The following is an 18556-nucleotide window of genomic DNA, read 5'->3' on the forward strand; positions in this document are numbered from 1 at the left end:
GTAATGAGCGAACTGTCAACCTATATGCAGGCTGGTGTACTGACCGCACCCCGGTTTATCGAACTTCAGCAGCGACCAATTCCCGAACCTGGCCCCGGTGAGGTACGGATTAAAATGAAATCAGTAGGTATTTGTGGCTCTGATGTGTCCTTGTATCAGGGACACCGGCCCGACCTGGTATTTCCATTGATTATTGGTCACGAGGGCATCGGCTACATCGATAAAGTTGGCGAAGGCGTGAGCCAACTTCAACTTGGAGACCGCGTGGTTATTGAGCCAAATTATCCGTGTGGCCGATGCGATTATTGTTGGCGGGGGCGCAGTAATATCTGCTCCAACAAGCGCATTATTGGCGTACTGGAAACGGGTTGCTTCGCCGATTACGCGGTGGTTCCCTCGAATTTTGCCTGGCCAATTCCCGATAGTATACGTGATGATGATGCCGTGGTTATTGAACCAACGGCTGTAGCCCTGCACACGCTATATTCGTCTCCTGCCCGACCGGGCGATACCATAGCCGTAATCGGGCTGGGGGCTATCGGGCTATTGGTTAGTCACTTGGCCCAAAGAATGGGGTATACCGTATTGGCGTACGACCGCGTTCAGGAAAAGGTTGATTCGGCATCGGCGTTTGGTGCGATACCAATTCCCGCCAATGCCGATAAAACTCAGATCGCTAGGAGCTGTAAGGACGCGCGAGTGCATACCGTCTTTGAATGTGCAGGGGCGGCCCCGGCACTCACGCTGGCTATAGAATCTGCTCCTCGTGGCGCTTATGTGGTTGTTGCGGGGCTGTCTGATAAGCCGAGTGCTATTACCGAGTTCAGCATGACCCGGCAGGGTATCAACCTTATTACGTCGATCATTTACCAGCACCCCGTTGATTTTCGACGAACTATTGGCTTAATTGAAAGCGGCTTTCTGCAACCGGGGCGCATCATATCAGCGAGGGAGCCGTTCGATAATCTCGCGTCAGCTCTCGAAACGGCCAGCATGGGTTATCATACTAAAATCGTGCTGGATCTCGCCGTTTCTTAATGTAATATACCCGCATACAACCTGAATCATAAAATGCCGTCAATCAATCGAAACCGGATCATTTACGGACTACTCACGATAAGTGTCCTGCTGACAGGGTTAGCATCAAGACGCTTTTTTGGAGAAATATCATTTGTCAAGACCTATGTAGGTGATATACTGTGGGCGCTGATGGTGTTTTTCGGTCTTGCTTTTACCATCAAAAGATGGCCTGTTAAAACCATACTACTGGTGACATTGCTGTTCTCATTCAGCATTGAGATTACGCAACTCTACCACGCTCCCTGGATTGATAACGTGCGGGCTACGCGCCTGGGTGGACTGGTGTTGGGCTTTACATTTGTGTGGAGTGACTTGCTTTGTTATAGCGTTGGTGCTATGGCGGGTTTACTAACCGAGATGTACTTAATTCCGGCGCGTTATCAGGGAAAGCTGAAGACGAGTTATTAATAAACTTACAGTCAACTCTAGCAGCAAAAAGGCCTTCTCGTGCGAGAAGGCCTTTTTGCTGCTTAATCAGCTACCACAATCAATGGTGCAACCTGTTCAGGATCGTTGTCAGGTGAGGCTTTTTTCTGTTTTAAGGCTTTTTTAGCGGCTTTCTTCAGCGTTACCTCGTATAAATCCGTCCGGCGATCTTTCAACACTTGTACCGAACCATGTTCGTGGAGTTCTTTCAGTAAACTCAAATCAACGTCGGCGATGAGCACCATTTCGGTGTTGGCGGTGGCTTCGGCTTTCACAGCGTTAGTTGGAAACTGAAAATCGGAGGGCGTAAACACCGCCGATTGCGCGTAGTTTATGTCCATGTTCTGCACGCGCGGCAGGTTACCAACGCAGCCCGAAATGGCTACATAACACTCATTTTCAATGGCCCGCGCCTGGGCGCAGTGACGTACTCGTGAGTAGCCGTTCTGGGTATCGGTCAGGAACGGCACGAACAGAATTTGCATACCCTGTTGAGCCAGAATCCGGCCCAGTTCGGGAAATTCTACATCGTAGCAAATCAACATCCCGATCTTGCCGCAATCCGTGTCGAACGCCCGAATTTCGTAGCCACCAACCATGCCGTAATGTTTTACTTCGTTCGGCGTGATATGGATTTTGCGGTACTCTTCAAACGAACCGTCACGGCGGCAGAGGTAAGCTACATTATAAAGTTTTCCGTCTTCGTCCACCAGTGGCATGCTGCCTCCCACAATGTTCACGTTATAGGAGATCGCTAATTCACAAAGTTTATCCCGCACCCGTTCGGTAAAGTCGGCCAGTTTTCGAATGGCGACTGGCTCCGGCAGGTCGTTGAAATCGGCCATCAGGGGTGTGTTAAAAAACTCGGGCAAGACCATGAAATCGGCCCGGTAATCGCTGACGGCATTGACAAAAAATTCGACCTGTTCCAGGAAAGCATCAAGATTTTTGAATAATCGCATCTGCCACTGAATCACCCCCAACCGGATAATCGAGTCCGTATGTGGTTTTTTGTCTTTTTCGTCAACGTAATAAATATTGATCCATTCCAGCAGCGTCGCGTACTCCTTCGACTCCGAGTCGCCGGGCAGATAGCCGCGCAATACCTTCCGAACGTGGAAATCGTTGGAGAGCTGAAAGGTTAACGTGGGGTCATAAATCTCTTTCTGCTTTACCTTCGTGATGTATTCGCGGGGCGATAGCTCGTCAGAAAATTTGTTGTAATTCGGAATACGTCCTCCGGCCAGAATGCCTTTGAGGTTCAATTGCTCACAAACCTCCTTACGGGCATCATATAGTCGCCGGCCAAGGCGTAAATCCCGGAAGTCAGGGTGTACAAATACCTCGATACCATAGAGATAATCGCCCTCATCACTATGAGTTTTGAAGGTATAACCACCCGTAATCTGGAAATACGTATGGTTATCGCCGAACTGATCATATTTGACCCGGATGGCTAATGCGCAGGCTACGACTTTTCCGTCTACCTCGACGCAAAATTGACCTTCAGGAAAGATATTGAGCAGCTTGGTGATCTTACTCTTCTCCCAATAATCGCCCCCAATTCCACTATAGACCTCAATCATGGCCTCTTTCAGGTCATGGTAATCTGATTTTTCTAAATTTCTAGTTTGAATATGCATTACTGCTTCTTTTCTTTATTCGACTCTTTGTAATAAAGATATAGGAAAGCCGCTCCGACCCCAGTAAAAGCTATCATACCTTTCATTGACACGCCAAGGACGAAAAAAACTATGCCCAAGGCGAGATAAGCAGACGATTTTTTAGCTGGATTAGACGGCGTTTTCACTTACTGAATGGCTTAATACAGTAGCAATGTGCTCGATATGTTCGTCCGTCAAATCTAAATGGGTTACAAACCGCACCAGATGCTTGCCAAACGAGATACCACGAATACCTTTTGTTTCTAATGTTTTAACATAATCGCTGGCTAAGATGGTTTCGGGGAGTCTAAAAATGACAATATTCGTGTCAATTGGCAGGATTTCCTCTACTTCAGGCAGGTGTTTAAGTATCGCCCCGATTTTGCGGGCGCGCGAATGGTCCAGTTTCAGGCGGTCAATGTGGTGATCGAGCGCATAAATTCCGGCTGCGGCAAGGAATCCTGCCTGACGCCACCCGCCACCCATTAGCTTACGATAGCGTCTGGACTGCCGGATAAAATCAGCTTTGCCGAGTAGGAGAGACCCCACCGGGCACCCCAGTCCTTTGGATAAACAGATACTAATTGAGTCGAAAAGCTGTCCATAAGCCGCCGTCGGTTCACCTGTTTCGACAAGGGCGTTGAAAAGACGAGCGCCATCCAGATGCAGAATTAACTGGTGTTCATCACAAACCTTCCGAATGGCCGCAATTTCGGGTACTGTATAGTAGCAACCTCCGCCTTTATTAACCGTGTTTTCGAGCACAACCAGTCTTGACAGAGGTTTGTGCGAGTCGTCAGGATTATAAATGTAATCGCGGATAAGGTCGGGGGTAAGTTTGCCCCGTTCGCCGTGGGCCAGACTCACTGATGCCAGCGCATTGACTGAAATTCCCCCGCCCTCGTACTGATAGACGTGCGAAAGGTAGTCGCAGATAACATCGTCGCCGGGGCGGGTGTGGGTGCGAATCGCGAGTTGATTGGTCATTGTGCCCGATGCGCAGAACAGAGCCGCTTCCATGCCAAATAAAGAGGCCGCTTTCGCTTCGAGCGCGTTAACTGTTGGGTCATCGCCGAGAACATCGTCGCCGAGCGGGGCTGAAAACATAGCCTCGCGCATGGCGGGCGTAGGTTGTGTAACGGTATCGCTACGGAGGTCAATAAGCATTTGTTTACTAGTCAGGTTGTATAAAAGGGCAAGTTAACGACATAGAGAGCTTCTTCGAAAAACGTACAGTAGTTTTTCTTGTACCTTGACCGTGATTTGACGAGGGATATATAGAAGAAATTCGTCTAAAAATAGTGATAATCTTGCTTTTGCAGGACTTACCATTATTTTTGAGTAACCTTTTCTGCTCAATTTCGTCTCACCCTGGAATTCGAAATACGGAGTCAATACTAACCTCCTTCCTTACTATGCTAACAAATAAAACACCCTGGGTCATCCTGCTTATTTTGTGGATGATCGGCTCTACCTGGTGGCATGTCTGCAATATCAAGCAGCTATGTGTCGATGATACTCAGCCAGTAACGGTATCTGCTGAACCGGCTCTTCCCGCAACGCCCCCCGGTGCCGATGGAATTACTATTGCCGATGGGAATCTCTTTCGGCTCGACTTACCCGGCAATTTCAGCTTTGCCAAATCGGGGGCTAACGCCAACATCAATTCGCTTGGCGGGTCACTTGAGTCGATGGTTACGTATCTGAAAGGCAGTCCCGGTCGGACGGTCGAAATTATCGGTTATTATTCGTCGGCAGAAACCAATACGACAACTTTTCCAAATTTGGGTCTGGCTCGTGCTGAGGGTATCAAACAATATCTGGTGCAACAGGGTATTCCGGCGGCATCGCTGACGACCAAAGGTGTTGAACGAAATCTCTCATTTACGGCTAAAGGTGACTCGCTCTACGGTGGCCTTGATTTTGCCTTCTCAGGTTTGGCTACGACACCCGCACCTGTTACCCTTGTTGAGCCGACGACGGAAAAAGAACTGGCTGAAAAACAGAAGTTTACCTCGGTATTTGAGCCCATTGACCTGTATTTCCCATTGGGTGAAGCCAACTATATCAAAACCGATGAAACGAAGAAGTTTTTTGACGAAGCGGCTACCTTTTTAGCGGCAAACAAAGACAAAAAACTATTGCTAACGGGCTATACCGATAATTCTGGTCCCGATGCTGTAAACATGCGGCTTTCGTTCGATCGGGCTAATGATGTGAAAGCGAAACTTCGTAAATCGGGGATCGATCTGGATCAGATAGACGTCAAAGCAAAAGGTGAAACGGAACCGAAAGCAGATAATAGTACCCTTTCGGGGCGTAAAGCCAATCGACGTGTTACGGTAGTGGTTGAATAAAATCTGTTTTAAACGTTTTCCGTTTATGCTTTTCAGGTCTGCCAGTCAAGGACCAAAAAACGTAAACGTCCAACCTGTAAATTCTTACAATTATGTTTGAACTGAATCCCCTCAACTTGCCCGGTGCCCAGATACAGCATGTGATTATGCTGATTGTGGCTGGTGTGTTGGGCTTTATCATTGGATACATCTCCAGGCAACGTACTATTCAACAACTTGAGGGCAATTTAGCCAGTGCGGAGCGTGACGTGGACGATTGCTACCGGACAACGACGCTCGTTAACGGTACCGACCATGAAGAAACCGTTGTTCTGAGCCGTATTCAGGCTCGTGCCGGCGAAATCAACTTCAACCGTATTGGGCTGGCATCAGCTACTGAGGCCGATGATCTCAAAGTCATTGTTGGTATCGGGCCATTTTTGGAAAAAAAACTGCACGTCATTGGTATATACACGTTTCGACAGATTGCCAATTTTACGTCGGAAGACATTGAACAGGTAAATGATATTATTGAGTTTTTTCCCGGTCGTATCGAACGTGATAATTGGGTCGGGCAAGCAGCTGAATTAGCAAAAAAGAAATAATATGCCAGGCTCCGTGTGTTCAATCACTATTGAGCCGTATCATAAAACCAGGAGACTTAAACAGGCTCCTTAAACTGAAATCCCATTATGTTTGGATTAGACCCCTTTAATCGACCGGTGGCCATCATCGAAATGTTGATTTTACTGGCGCTTGCCGCGTTTATTGGCTGGCTACTGGGCCGATTAGTACTTGCTGGGCGGGTTCGTGCCCTGCATACGTCGATTGCCGACAAAGAAGTCGAATTGGCAACGTGTCGCCAGTCGAAAATAAGTCGACGTACTGCCGTTGTTGTACCTCCTGCTTCATTCCGATCAGAGCCCGTCGTGGACGTACCCCCGGCATTTGTCCATGCCGACCCTCTGTTGCCTGCTTTCTCAAACGACGATACACCGGAGTTGATTGATGAAGAAGTGATAGCCCCAATTAGTTCGATAGAACGTCGCCCTACTTTTTCGATAGCAGGAGTTGATTCTGGAAATAACGATAATTCGGAAGCGGCTGTGTTAAGCCGAATTGCTGCCCGCGCCAACGAAGTTAACTTCGATAGAATTGGTCGGGCGGTGGCTTCGGAAGCCGACGACCTGAAAGATATTGTAGGGGTGGGACCGTTTCTGGAGCGGAAATTACATAGTTTAGGTATCTATACGTTCAGACAGGTTGCTAACTTTACGAAAGAAGACATCGACAAGGTGAACGAACTTATTGAATTTTTTCCCGGTCGCATCGAACGTGACACCTGGGTTGAGCAGTCGAAAGAATTTTACGAACGTAAGTACGGGCAAAAGAGTTAAAATTTCGACTCCTTAAAAGAGCAAGTCCCCGTTGATGCACATCAACGGGGACTTGCTTTATTCGTATTTAGCGATTAAGAATTTGCCGATTTCTTATTTCTGATAGGCGTACTGCTTAATAACGCGGTTCCTCCCGATTGATAAAAATCGCACATGTCCCGTAAAACACAGTCGTTGCATTTTGGATAATACCAGGTACATATGCGTTGGCCATGCCAGTAAAAATGCTTGTGAAAATTGAATAGTACCAGAGAATCCTGCGGCAGATAAGCCAGCAGGAGCGTATGGGCTTTCTCGGCGCTTACCTTTGGTCCAAGTATGCCTACCCGCTGCGTGACGCGATGAACGTGCGTATCCACGGGTAAGACAGGCTTATGAAATTTGAAAAGCAACAGAATCGTAGCTGTCTTTAACCCGATACCGGGAAGAGTAGTCAGCCAATTCATGGCATCCTGGGTGGATAAATTACCCAGAAAGTCAATGTTAGCTGCGCCAGTTTCCCGAAAGAGGTGTGCCAGCAGATTTTGAATATAAGGCGCTTTAATTTCGGGGTAGTTAGCCGTTTGTATGGCGTCGATCAGATCGGAGAGGGGCGCATCGCGAACCTGCTCCCAGGTTGGAAATCGTTCGCGCATCGTTCGGTAGGCTGTAGCTTCATTCGCGTGGGTAGTGCGGTGCGATAAAATTGTACCGATTAACTCATGCATTGGGTCGGGGTAGCCGTGAATAGCCTGAATGCCATATAGCTCATTTAAACGTTCGTGGGCGTCAAGCGTTTTGGCTGCTAAGCTAGAACTTGGTTGCATACAAAATGCGGGCTGGATAAGAAACGTTGAGTATTTCTGTTGAACCCGACCTGAACGAGAATGTTTTACCTGATTAGTATCTTCAAATATTGGTGGCGCTTGTTGGTCCTCATCTATGCTATAGGTTCAATAAAAAATCGTGAACGGTATAAACAGTAAGTTGCTCCAGGTCGATCATCTATATTACGGATGATCGACCTGGAGCAACTTACTGTTTATCTTTTGAGATAGTCTGGTAGAGTTTACTAGGATAACTCGCAAGACAGCCAATGGCTGAAACGTGAGACGTACTAATTAATTCAGGTTTGGCCTGTTGTTCGCTAACTGCCGACGAACTAAAGTCCAGCGCCGACGTGAAACTGTCAGAACTTCACCCGTTGTCAGATGAACCAGACCACCTGTGTCTGTGCGCTCCAGCCGTTCCACAAAGTGTCGATTGACAACACAGTTACGGTGGAGACGAATAAATAACTCGGTAGGTAGTTGGGGCGAATAATATTTTAAGGTGCGGGGCATAAGCATCCGGCGACCATCTGCCCAATTCAACCAACTGTAATTAGCAACTGCCTGTAAATACACTAGATCAGCTACTGAAAATAACTGACGGCCCGTTTCACGAAGATAGAGCTTGAGAGGAGGCCACTCCGTTGGAGTAGCTCGATTAGAAAATGAAAAGACAGACATGGACATACGCAGGAGTACTACTTGTCAGATTCAGATATGGATAATTTGAGTAACTGACACAATACTAAACCTGATTATTTCTCAAGTCTTGCTCATTCGTAACACGGGCTATAAAATTTGTAACATCACATATGAAAGATTCTTTTTAGGTTGTATATGTCACCTTAAAGATAATATACTATATAATTTATGCTAATTATTAAGTTGATCTGTAATTAAGCTAGTATACCTATAGAGTAAATAAATGTTGCTAATGAGGGATTACTTTATTAGCTCTTGTCGATGTTGCTCGACATACTCCGAAGGAGTTAAATGGTAATAATCCTTGAAAACTTTAGAAAAATAGGCCGCCGTGTCAAACCCTACTCGGTCAGCAACCTCCGATATAGATGCCCCCGTTAGAAGTAGTTCAGCTGCCCGTTTCAGTCGTACTGCCCGAATGAGTTCGTTGGGAGGCAAGCCTGTCATCGCTTTTACTTTCCGGTTCAAGTGCATACGACTCATACCAATAGCATTGGCCAAGGGTTCTACCCCAAATGTGGAGTCGTCGAGGTGGGTCTCTAGTAGGGAATATAGCCGATTCATAAAGTCGTCTTCGGGAGCTCGACTGGCAAGCGGTAAATAGCCTTCGCGCAGCAACTGGGTTCGATAATATTGACGGACCTGCTGCTGATGCACCAGCCGGTTCCGAACGCGTCCGAGTAGTTCGTCAACCTGAAAGGGCTTAGCCAGATAATCGTCAGCACCGGCTGTTAATCCTTCGATGCGGCTCTCAGCAGAAACTTTGGCAGTTAATAACAGAATAGGAATATGACTGGTAATGGGATTGCTCTTTAGCTGACGGCAAAGTTCATATCCATTGAGTTTGGGCATAAGCACGTCGCTAATAATCAGGTCCGGCCCATTCGTAATGGCTAATTCTACCCCGGTTTTCCCGTTATTCGCTCGTTGCACCCGCCATTCAGTGTTTAGGGTAGTAACAATAAAGTCGGCAATATCATCATCGTCTTCTACAAGCAGTATATAAGGGGCTTTTTCATCTGCGAGGGATTTATTCACAGCGAATTGATTATAAACGGGTAGTGGCGAGAGGGAGTTATCGGCGGTATCAGAAACGAGGTCCGCCCGCGCTTGGCGGCAGGGTAATTCGACGGTAAATGTTGTACCCATCGTAGGGTCGCTTTTCACCGAAATAGTGCCCTGCATCATCTCAACCAGTTCTTTCACCAAGGCTAATCCAATACCCGAGCCGCCTACCGATCGTTCCGTTAAAGGATCAGCCTGATAAAATCGATTGAAAATGTGTGGTACCTGATGGGCCGGAATGCCCGCTCCCGTATTATGTACCGTTAGTCGAATAAGATCGGTATTTGTGGAGGGAGCTACGGCTGGGTCAATAGGCGCGACATAGGTAGACAATGTTATCATACCATACTCATCGGTGAATTTGAGCGCGTTTGACAGGAGATTGGTTAAGATTTTTTCAATTTTATCCGAGTCGAACCAATAAAAAGACTGATTGAAGTAATAAGTCTGCTTCAACTGAATGTGTTTGCGTTGGGCTTCCTCCATGAAAACTACTACCGTTCGTTTGATAAAATCAGGTAAATCGGCGGGAGTAGGTGTGATGGTTAAGTTTCCAGCGTCGAGTTTAGCTAAATCGAGTAATTCATTAATCAGTCGAAGGAGCCGGTTTGCGTTTCGATAAATAAGTGACAACCGACCATGGTAAGGTGAGTCCGTAGAGTCATTCAATACTTGTTCTAACGGTGTTAGAATTAGTGTTAAGGGCGTACGAAATTCATGGGTAATATTGGCAAAGAACCGGGATTTGATTTCGTCAAGGTGTTTCAACTGAATGGACTCCTGTTCGCGAAGTTCCATTCGGCTTCGCAGATGTATACGGTTGATGCGTACCCGCAGGTAAAGAAGGAGCGCACCTAACAGTAATAAAGCATACCCTGTATAGGCCCACCAGGTTGCCCATAGTGGAGGTTGAATAACGATTCGCAACGCATGGGTATAGGGACTCCATACACTCGACGTATTCGATGCGTTAACAACAAACGTATACGTGTTGGGGGGGAGATTCGTATAGGTGGCGGTAGCCTGATTGCCGCTGTAAACCCACTCTTTATCTAAGCCAATAAGTTTGTAGCGGTATTGATTCTTATGGCTCTGGTTAAATTCAAGGGCAGCAAAATCGATAGATAGGAAGTTCTGTTTATGGTTTAAATCAATTTCTGCTGTTTCATTAATGTCACGTTGAATTGGCGACTCAGGTGTCGTGGCGTTTACCAGCTGGTTGTTGATTCGCAGAGCGGTGATGGCTACAGTTGGCTTTACCGGATCCTCGCTCACCCGGCGCGGGTCGAAAGTTGTGTAACCACCAGTGCCACCGAAAATGAGCCGTCCGTCGGGCAAGGCTACGTCATGAAACTGTTTAAATTCTTCGCCTGGCAATCCATCGTCGGCCATATAATTGCGGGCTTCGAAGGTTCGCGTATCAAATCGGCATAGCCCTCGGTTGGTGCTGAGCCACAAATGGCCGTTACCATCCGTTCGAATAGCGTAAATCACGTTATTCGATAGGCCCTGCCCTACGGTAAATCGCTGAATTTTCCCTGTCATTTTATCGAGTCGGCATAGCCCCTCGCCAAATGTGCCAATCCAAAGAAAATTATACTGAAGCGGGTCCTGGGCCAGACATAAAAGCGCATCACCCGGTAGTGTTTTAGCATCGTTACCACCACTATGCCAGCGGATAAGCCGTTTTAATGACAGGTCGGCCCGTAGCAGTCCATGGTTCCTGGTTGCCATATAGACGCGTCCACCATCTACCACCATCGCCATAATTTCGTAAGGGTGATTAATGGGCAGGGGCAACGGAAAAGCGGTGAAGGTTTCTTTATCGGGATTGTGGCGTACTACGGCCTGATTGTGTGGCCCCAAAAGGCCCCAAAGTTCACCCTGTGCCCCGGTCGAAAGGGCAGTTAAACGAAACTCACCATTGGGGAGCCACCGTGCCTCAATACCTTTTGGTTGAACGGGGTCAAATGTTTGTCGAAAGGTATTATAGCGATAGGGGACCGTTTGCGGGGTCGTGATCCACAGGTTTTTATGCCGGTCAAATTGGTACTGCATGCTCGCCGACGATTGCTGCCGGATAACCGTAGGAATGGCATTTATTGGTACGCCAAACTGCTGCGTGAGCCAGTCCGTCTGGAAGTTTTGACTGTAAGGCCAAGTCTGAAATGGACGTTTGTTCAAGTCATACTTGATTACCCCGTCGCCATTCAGGCCAATCCAAAGAACATTTGTTCGATCAATGAGCAGCGATACCGCCGAAAAGCGGCTCAATTTAGCTGGTTGATAAGTGGTCACTGTGGTGCCGTCTCTGTCGACTGGGTCAGACAGCAGCGAAACCAAGCCGGTTTTGTTGCTATACCGACTTTGGTTAATGTAGTCGACGCCCCGGTAATCTTTCGTGAACAGGGGGACATTAGCAGCGGAACCAGGCACTGTAATAACCTGTCGAACGCGACCATTGGCGGGTTCGAAAAGAGCAAATTGACCGGGAAAGCCAAGCATTAGTTCGCCGGTAACCCGTTCGTGCAGCCCATATACCTCATTCTGCGGTAACCCCTGTGCTATACGAAAGCCGAAAAACTGACCCGATACCGGATCGAACCGAAATAAGCCATCCCGTGCTGCCAGCCACACGTGGTTATAACGGTCAAGCAACAAGGCATGAATGATTCGCTGGACTGTATCGCTCTGCATGGCCCAGTGCCGATGCGAAATTGTGCCGTTTGCATTCAGCCGAAAAAAGCCGTTCGTTTGCGTAGCTACCCACACGTTACCGTCGTGGTCGGGCTGAATACCAACAAGTTGGTCGCGACCGAGCGCCCGTCGAAAGGCGGGTGAATTGGAAACTCGTTTGGCCTTCTCGGTAACCGGATCGAAACAATCGATGTTATTGTTTTCTGTACGAACCCATAGTTTATCCCCTTCGTCGGCTTTAATTTCGTAAATACTGCTGAAAGACAGTGAGCTGGCTTGCTGAGGATCATGGGTGTATATACGAAAATGAACGCCGTCGTAGCGACAGAGTCCGTCGCGGGTAGCCAGCCAGATGAAACCGCGCTGGTCCTGAATCAATGATTTAACAAAACCCTGTGGTAAACCGTTGCGAACAGTAAGGTATTCAGGCTCAGGAGCAGCCTCCGCCTGCCTCGATGAACCTAGTAGGCAGACAATAAGACAACAGAATACCCAGTAACCAAGCCGATGCATAAACCAATCCAAAAGTTGCCCAACCGGGCCTGTATAATACGAATATGAGGGAGCAAATTTGACCACTTTGTTGTTTTTGCCAACTTTAATATACTATTTTTTCGTAAAAGGTAAGCGTTTTTCTCTATTCCTAACTTCACTATCCGTTCGTTTACTATGCATATTTTACTTAAAACCCAGGTTGAACAACCACTGCCCACGGTTTGGGCTGGCTTCAATCGCGATCTTTTCGAGCAACTCAGTCCTGCCTTCCCACCCGTAAACGTAATTCGTTTTGATGGTTGTTTGCCGGGTAATGTGGTTCATTTACAGTTAAATTTTTTACTGTTTCGCCAGGACTGGATTAGTCACATTATTGATCAGCAAACTACGCCTGACGAAATATTCTTTGTTGATAAGGGAACAAAACTTCCGTTTTTTCTGGCTTATTGGCAACATCGCCATAGACTTTGCCGATCATCGGTCGGTTCTGGTGAGCAAACGGTAATTATTGATGATATTACCTTCCGAACCCCATTTCGATTAACCGATTACCTCTTTTATCCCATTCTCTGGTTACAGTTTGCGTACCGTAAACCCATTTATCGGCGTATATTTCGTAAGGACTAAGGTAGTGATTTTGTTTGCTTAGTACATTTATTAAATCGCATAATACCGTATATCCATAAAAGTCGGAAAAAAAGATCCCTCACTGAGCAAACCTGCTCAGAAACTAGGCTAGTTTAACGGGCATTCCGTAGGCGTACGAACTTTCTGAACTGCTCAGATTCATTTACATTTGTCTATTAAGGGCCTTTTAATCTCACTGCATGAAACTACCTAACCTTACAACGCGTATTTTTCTGGGCATGGTGCTTGGTATTGCCATTGGTTATTTCTTCCCGGCTACCACTTCCGGTTTTTCAGGAACGGATCTCAACATCCTGTCCAAAATATTTCTGCGGCTCATTAAAATGATTATTGGCCCGCTTGTTTTTGCCACGCTGGTTGTAGGTATTGCCAAACTCGGCGATTTCGGTACGGTTGGGCGAATTGGCCTGAAAACCCTGGCTTATTTCTACTTTGCTACTATCCTGTCGCTCATTGTTGGTCTACTGGTCGTCAATATTCTGAAGCCAGGCGAAGTGATGAGCATAGAAAGACTACCAGCCAAGGGCACTGATGTAGGGGTGACAGTACAGAAACTATCATTAGAAAACTTTTTTACGCACATCGTCCCAACAAGTTTTGTTGACGCCTTAGCCACCAATGAAATTCTTCAAATCGTAGTCTTTAGTATATTCTTTGGCATAGCTGTCGGGGCCATCGGGGCGCAGGGTAAAATTATCATTAAGGCACTCGACGCGCTATCGCATGTAATGTTCAAAGTAACCAGCTATGTCATGGCGTTTGCTCCATTTGGGGTTCTGGGGGCCATTGCCGCTATAGTAGCTCAGCAGGGTCTAGGAATTCTATCTGGCTATCTCTATCTGATTCTTTGTTTTTTTGGGGGGTTGCTGTTCTTTATTTTCGCGGTGCTGGGCACCATTTGTTTAGTTGTGGGCATTCCTTACTTCGCCTTGCTGAAAGAAGTTCGTTCGGCTATTATCCTCTCATTCAGCACCGCCAGTTCGGAGTCTTCATTTCCACAAACCATTGAAGCGTTGCGCCGGTTTGGCTGCTCCGAACGAATTATTTCGTTTGTGTTGCCGCTCGGCTACTCGTTCAACCTCGATGGATCGATGCTCTACATGACCTTTGCCACGGCCTTTATTGCGCAGGCGTATCATGTCCCACTCAGTATTGAGCAGCAAATTACAATGATGCTGACGCTGATGATTACCTCTAAAGGTATTGCTGGTGTACCTCGGGCGTCGTTGGTGGTTATTGCCGGAACGATGTCGCTGTTCAACCTGCCTATAGAAGGGCTTGCCCTGCTGTTAGGCATCGACCAGGTGCTCGATATGGGGCGTTCTGCTACGAGTGTAATGGGCAATGCCGTAGCGACCTGTGTTATTTCTAAGTGGGAAGGCGAGTTTAGAACACAGCCTATTGCGATTGACGAGGTTACCGCTTAATAAATCGTTGATGGTTAGGGTAGGATACCCCTAGGAAGGTGTACTTTTAGGGAGTTGAATACATTCGTTCATCTGTTACTCTTAACCCCTTTATTACTATGGCCCAACCTGCCGTGTTAGAAACCGAACTAGCGCCTTATTTTACGACTAAAGCACCCTTTCAATTTCCGTTCAATTTCCGGGAAGGGTTTGTAAAGTACTGGCCCATTGTTTCGCTTGTGCTTTTGCTGTTGACCTTGCCAGCTATTCTGGCCTTTCTGGGTATAGGTGCAGCCTTAATGCCTGTGGCTTATATGGGTGGAGCAGGGGTTGGTATCAGCTATACAATCACCATGATTCTCTCAGTTTTGGGTCTGGTACTGGGTGGGCTGGCCCTACCCGGTCTATTCAATCGTAAAAGACAGGGATGGGTATTTAGTTACTATGCTCAATTACTCAGTATTTTAACCAGTGTTTTTTCATTCAGTATTATCGGAATTTTGCTGGGATTATTATTTCTGATGTTGCTTTTTCAGGTTCGGGACTACTATAATTAAACCTGTTCGATAATTTATAAACCGTAGTAAGTAAAAAGCCGGAAACCACGCGTGGTTTCCGGCTTTTTACTTACTACGGTAGGATCATGAATGGGAATAGGATAGCCACTATGCGTGTTCCGGACAGGAATATATTTTCTTAAAGAATACTCTTGAAAATGAATAAGTTACCGCTAAATAAATCGTTGGCAGTTCAGATAGTATTAACTTGGTGTACTGGCCTGATTTCGTACGTTTGGGATTCAATTACTGCCTTTTATTTTATTTAAACCCCCTATGCTTGTGGAATCCCCATACACTCCTGTGATTACTGCCCATGTTAAGGCAACTCCTTTACAGCGATTTATTGCTGCTTTTATCGATGGCATTATTGGTAATGTAGCTGTCTGGTTATTAATGATTGTGTCCTACCAGCTGGTGACGGTTGGCTATGTGATTGCCATTGGTTATTTACTTACCAAGGATGCCTTACCCGCTGTAGGTGAATTTTTAGGTGGACAAAGTATCGGCAAAAAATTAATGGGTATTAAGGTTATTAAGGAAGATACGGGCGAGAGCCTTCTTGGCGATTATGGGACGGCCATTACCCGGCAGGTATCCTTATTGATTCCTTTTTTCAATATAGTAGATGTACTGATGGTATTTAGTGCTGATAGCAAACGCTTTGGTGATAAATGGGCAAAAACCATAGTCGTAAAAGCCTGATTGTAATTGACTTTTTGAAAGCCAAGGCCATAACTTCTCTAGTTGTGGCCTTTTTTGTTACCGCCTGTGTAACTGATTCGCAGTTCATCCGTAAATTGTTTGGCGTTGTGTAACAAAAACCTGTAGTTTGGGTCTATTGAACGTTACCAGAGTTTTACCTAAATTAAATGAACAACATACTCGAAGCCCATCATATTGTTAAACAATACGCCGAGCACCGGGCCTTAGACGACGTGAGTCTGGTTGTGCCACAGGGTAGCATTTTTGGCTTGCTTGGTCCCAACGGCGCGGGCAAAACCTCGCTCATTCGCATCATCAACCAGATTACTGCGCCCGACTCGGGCGAAATTATTCTGGCGGGCGAGCGGCTGAAGCCCGACCATATTAAGCGAATTGGGTATTTGCCCGAAGAACGGGGATTGTACAAAAAAATGAAGGTTGGTGAACAACTGCTCTATCTGGCTCAACTCAAAGGACTGACTGAAAAGCAGGCTATGGAAAAGCTGAAAACGTGGTTCATTAAATTCGACATTAAAGCATGGTGGTCCAAAAACGTTGAAGACCTTTCTAAGGGAATGCAGCAGAAGGTACAATTTGTGGCGACGGTCATGCACGAACCCGACCTGATTATTTTGGATGAACCGTTTTCTGGCTTTGACCCCATCAACGCGAACCTCATCAAAGACGAGATTCTGGAGTTGCGTGACAAAGGCAAAACGGTTATCTTTTCGACGCACCGCATGGAATCCGTCGAAGAACTTTGCGACCATATTGCGCTCATCAACCGGGCACATAAAGTGCTCGACGGGCCAAAACGGGCCATCAAGGACCAGTTTAAAACCCATACCTATCATGTTGAATATCAGGGTGAACTCGATACGCTACCACCAGCGTTTGACGTACTAAATACCACGTCAACTGATGATGGATTTCTGCGGACCAATATTAAGATACCACCCGATGCAGCGGTTAATGACCTTATCCGCTATCTGCTCGACCGGGTTGCCGTCCGGGCATTTGGCGAGAATATCCCAACTATGAACGACATTTTTATTCAGGCCGTTGGCGAAACGAATGATTAATGTAATACCGACCGGAGCGGTCGGTTGTGGTGTCTCGTAAAATAGGCCAATTTCACTTCTTTTACCCTGCCGTCCAGAACGGTCGGTACTATAATATGCATATAATTTTTCTGATTATCAAGCGCGAATACATGGTTCGGGTGCGCAAAAAGTCGTTCATTATTATGACGATTCTAGGACCATTGCTCATTTTTGGCTTCTACGCCATCATTGGTTGGGCGGCTGTCAGTTCGATGAATCAGAAAAAAATTGCTGTCATCGATGAAAGCGGACGGTTTGTCAACCAGTTTAAAAACGACGACGAAACACTATTTTCCTACCCAAAACAATCGTTGACGGAAGCAAAAAAGGTATTCGTTAAACAGGGCTACAACGCACTGGTTTTTATTCCGAAAGACGTAATCGAGCAACCCAAAACCGTCAAGATTTTCGCTGAGAAAAGCGTCAGTCTGTCTCTGCAAAGCAATATTGAACGGGCCATCTCGAAAGAGATTGAAACCATAAAATTGACGCAGGCGGGCATCACGCAGAAAATAATTCAGGATGCAAAAGTGAATGTCGATGCACAGACCATCAGCCTGAGCGACGCGGGCGAAAAAAACAACAATGGTATTGCCACAACTATTATCAGTGGGTTCTGCGCATTGTTGATCTACATTTCGGTATTGATTTACGGTACCCAGGTGATGCGGGGTGTGATGGAAGAAAAAACCAACCGTATCGTTGAAGTAATTATCTCGTCGGTGAAGCCATTTCAGTTAATGATGGGCAAAATAATTGGTGTGGCGCTGGTTGGCCTTACCCAATTTATGCTCTGGATCGTGCTGACGATTGGCCTCACCACTGTCGGTTCGCAGTTTGTTGGCCACCCGAAAGCAACGGCACAGTCAGCCATGACGGCCCGTATGAACGGGATGCCGGGTGGGCAGGATGTACAAACCAAGATGGCCGCTGCTCAAAATCCCGTTGCCGAAATCATGACAGCGATTGAAACGCTCAATCTCCCCCTTATCGTTGCTTGTTTTCTATTCTATTTCTTAGGAGGCTACTTGCTTTATAGCGCCTTGTTTGGTGCTGTCGGCGCGGCTGTCGATAATGAGACCGAGACCCAGCAGTTCATGTTTCCGATCATGATGCCCATCATTGCCGCTATTGCCTTCGCCCAGATTGCCGTTCGTGACCCCGATGGTCCTCTGGCGTTCTGGACATCTATCATCCCGCTTACATCGCCCGTTGTCATGATGGTTCGTATTCCATTTGGTGTACCTGTTTGGGAATTGGCCCTGTCGATGGCTCTGTTAGTGCTGGGCTTTATCGGCACCACCTGGATAGCTGCCCGGATTTATCGCGTTGGTATCCTGATGTATGGCAAAAAAGTATCCTTCCGGGAACTGGCGAAGTGGGTGCTTTACAAAGGATAGTTTAAGTAAAGGACGTAGAGTAAAAAGTGAAGAATAGGCCACTACATTCTTCACTTTTTACTCTAC

Annotated in this window: 16 protein-coding genes; 11 read left to right on the forward strand and 5 right to left on the reverse strand. The window is 46.8% G+C overall.

Annotation, left to right across the window (positions count from 1 at the left end):
• Positions 1–3 precede the first annotated feature (3 nt).
• The gene (locus ACFS25_RS11590; protein WP_381500256.1) at positions 4–1038 is read left to right on the forward strand and encodes a zinc-dependent alcohol dehydrogenase; all 1035 of its coding nucleotides are present in this window, start codon (positions 4–6) and stop codon (positions 1036–1038) included.
• A gap of 33 nt (positions 1039–1071) precedes the next feature.
• Positions 1072–1488 (forward strand): ribosomal maturation YjgA family protein, encoded by a 417-nt coding sequence (locus ACFS25_RS11595; protein ID WP_381500258.1) that lies wholly within the window; start codon positions 1072–1074, stop codon positions 1486–1488.
• A 62-nt stretch (positions 1489–1550) separates the two neighbouring features.
• On the opposite strand, the gene ACFS25_RS11600 is transcribed toward ACFS25_RS11595, so the two are convergent.
• The gene (locus tag ACFS25_RS11600; protein ID WP_381500262.1) at positions 1551–3149 is read right to left on the reverse strand and encodes a carbon-nitrogen hydrolase family protein; all 1599 of its coding nucleotides are present in this window, start codon (positions 3147–3149) and stop codon (positions 1551–1553) included.
• A gap of 150 nt (positions 3150–3299) precedes the next feature.
• Positions 3300–4337 (reverse strand): threonine aldolase family protein, encoded by a 1038-nt coding sequence (locus ACFS25_RS11605; protein ID WP_381500266.1) that lies wholly within the window; start codon positions 4335–4337, stop codon positions 3300–3302.
• A 248-nt stretch (positions 4338–4585) separates the two neighbouring features.
• Between ACFS25_RS11605 and ACFS25_RS11610 the strand changes: the two genes are divergently transcribed.
• From ACFS25_RS11610 to ACFS25_RS11620, 3 genes are all read left to right on the forward strand, one after another.
• The gene (locus tag ACFS25_RS11610) at positions 4586–5527 is read left to right on the forward strand and encodes an OmpA family protein (RefSeq protein WP_381500270.1); all 942 of its coding nucleotides are present in this window, start codon (positions 4586–4588) and stop codon (positions 5525–5527) included.
• A gap of 92 nt (positions 5528–5619) precedes the next feature.
• Positions 5620–6111, forward strand: a complete 492-nt coding sequence (locus ACFS25_RS11615; RefSeq protein WP_381500273.1) for a hypothetical protein — start codon at positions 5620–5622, stop codon at positions 6109–6111.
• A gap of 87 nt (positions 6112–6198) precedes the next feature.
• Positions 6199–6903, forward strand: coding sequence for a hypothetical protein (locus ACFS25_RS11620; protein WP_381500276.1), 705 nt, complete (start codon positions 6199–6201; stop codon positions 6901–6903).
• Positions 6904–6977: 74 nt separating this feature from the next.
• Here the strand turns inward: ACFS25_RS11620 and ACFS25_RS11625 are convergent, their stop codons facing one another.
• From ACFS25_RS11625 to ACFS25_RS11635, 3 genes are all read right to left on the reverse strand, one after another.
• Positions 6978–7709: an endonuclease III domain-containing protein gene (locus ACFS25_RS11625; protein WP_381500279.1), complete on the reverse strand. Its 732-nt coding sequence runs from the start codon at positions 7707–7709 to the stop codon at positions 6978–6980.
• A gap of 294 nt (positions 7710–8003) precedes the next feature.
• Positions 8004–8393, reverse strand: a complete 390-nt coding sequence (locus tag ACFS25_RS11630; RefSeq protein WP_381500281.1) for a LytR/AlgR family response regulator transcription factor — start codon at positions 8391–8393, stop codon at positions 8004–8006.
• A 261-nt stretch (positions 8394–8654) separates the two neighbouring features.
• On the reverse strand, positions 8655–12689 hold the full coding sequence (locus tag ACFS25_RS11635; protein ID WP_381500284.1) for an ATP-binding protein: 4035 nt from the start codon (positions 12687–12689) through the stop codon (positions 8655–8657).
• A 156-nt stretch (positions 12690–12845) separates the two neighbouring features.
• Here ACFS25_RS11635 and ACFS25_RS11640 point away from each other — a divergent pair, with 156 nt between their 5' ends.
• The 6 genes from ACFS25_RS11640 (at position 12846) to ACFS25_RS11665 (ending at position 18490) form a co-directional block, all read left to right on the forward strand.
• A complete protein-coding gene (locus ACFS25_RS11640) occupies positions 12846–13298 on the forward strand; it encodes an SRPBCC family protein (protein WP_381500287.1) in 453 nt (150 codons plus the stop codon).
• Positions 13299–13498: 200 nt separating this feature from the next.
• Entirely contained in the window at positions 13499–14746 is a 1248-nt protein-coding gene (locus ACFS25_RS11645) for a dicarboxylate/amino acid:cation symporter (protein WP_381500289.1), read from the forward strand.
• 98 nt (positions 14747–14844) lie between these two features.
• The gene (locus tag ACFS25_RS11650; protein WP_381500292.1) at positions 14845–15282 is read left to right on the forward strand and encodes a chromate transporter; all 438 of its coding nucleotides are present in this window, start codon (positions 14845–14847) and stop codon (positions 15280–15282) included.
• A 276-nt stretch (positions 15283–15558) separates the two neighbouring features.
• A complete protein-coding gene (locus tag ACFS25_RS11655) occupies positions 15559–15987 on the forward strand; it encodes an RDD family protein (protein ID WP_381500295.1) in 429 nt (142 codons plus the stop codon).
• A 167-nt stretch (positions 15988–16154) separates the two neighbouring features.
• Positions 16155–17069, forward strand: a complete 915-nt coding sequence (locus ACFS25_RS11660; RefSeq protein WP_381500297.1) for an ABC transporter ATP-binding protein — start codon at positions 16155–16157, stop codon at positions 17067–17069.
• Positions 17070–17164: 95 nt separating this feature from the next.
• The gene (locus ACFS25_RS11665; protein WP_381500301.1) at positions 17165–18490 is read left to right on the forward strand and encodes an ABC transporter permease; all 1326 of its coding nucleotides are present in this window, start codon (positions 17165–17167) and stop codon (positions 18488–18490) included.
• The last annotated feature ends 66 nt before the right edge of the window (positions 18491–18556 follow it).

The organism is Spirosoma flavum (assembly GCF_042686045.1).
Taxonomy (GTDB): domain Bacteria; phylum Bacteroidota; class Bacteroidia; order Cytophagales; family Spirosomataceae; genus Spirosoma; species Spirosoma flavum.

Bases quoted from the DNA above. Each gene is read 5' to 3' on its own strand.
- ACFS25_RS11590 (WP_381500256.1), top strand. From the start codon at position 4: ATGAGCGAACTGTCAACCTATATGCAGGCTGGTGTACTGACCGCACCC.
- ACFS25_RS11595 (WP_381500258.1), top strand. From the start codon at position 1,072: ATGCCGTCAATCAATCGAAACCGGATCATTTACGGACTACTCACGATA.
- ACFS25_RS11600 (WP_381500262.1), bottom strand. From the start codon at position 3,149: ATGCATATTCAAACTAGAAATTTAGAAAAATCAGATTACCATGACCTG.
- ACFS25_RS11605 (WP_381500266.1), bottom strand. From the start codon at position 4,337: ATGCTTATTGACCTCCGTAGCGATACCGTTACACAACCTACGCCCGCC.
- ACFS25_RS11610 (WP_381500270.1), top strand. From the start codon at position 4,586: ATGCTAACAAATAAAACACCCTGGGTCATCCTGCTTATTTTGTGGATG.
- ACFS25_RS11615 (WP_381500273.1), top strand. From the start codon at position 5,620: ATGTTTGAACTGAATCCCCTCAACTTGCCCGGTGCCCAGATACAGCAT.
- ACFS25_RS11620 (WP_381500276.1), top strand. From the start codon at position 6,199: ATGTTTGGATTAGACCCCTTTAATCGACCGGTGGCCATCATCGAAATG.
- ACFS25_RS11625 (WP_381500279.1), bottom strand. From the start codon at position 7,709: ATGCAACCAAGTTCTAGCTTAGCAGCCAAAACGCTTGACGCCCACGAA.
- ACFS25_RS11630 (WP_381500281.1), bottom strand. From the start codon at position 8,393: ATGTCTGTCTTTTCATTTTCTAATCGAGCTACTCCAACGGAGTGGCCT.
- ACFS25_RS11635 (WP_381500284.1), bottom strand. From the start codon at position 12,689: ATGCATCGGCTTGGTTACTGGGTATTCTGTTGTCTTATTGTCTGCCTA.
- ACFS25_RS11640 (WP_381500287.1), top strand. From the start codon at position 12,846: ATGCATATTTTACTTAAAACCCAGGTTGAACAACCACTGCCCACGGTT.
- ACFS25_RS11645 (WP_381500289.1), top strand. From the start codon at position 13,499: ATGAAACTACCTAACCTTACAACGCGTATTTTTCTGGGCATGGTGCTT.
- ACFS25_RS11650 (WP_381500292.1), top strand. From the start codon at position 14,845: ATGGCCCAACCTGCCGTGTTAGAAACCGAACTAGCGCCTTATTTTACG.
- ACFS25_RS11655 (WP_381500295.1), top strand. From the start codon at position 15,559: ATGCTTGTGGAATCCCCATACACTCCTGTGATTACTGCCCATGTTAAG.
- ACFS25_RS11660 (WP_381500297.1), top strand. From the start codon at position 16,155: ATGAACAACATACTCGAAGCCCATCATATTGTTAAACAATACGCCGAG.
- ACFS25_RS11665 (WP_381500301.1), top strand. From the start codon at position 17,165: ATGCATATAATTTTTCTGATTATCAAGCGCGAATACATGGTTCGGGTG.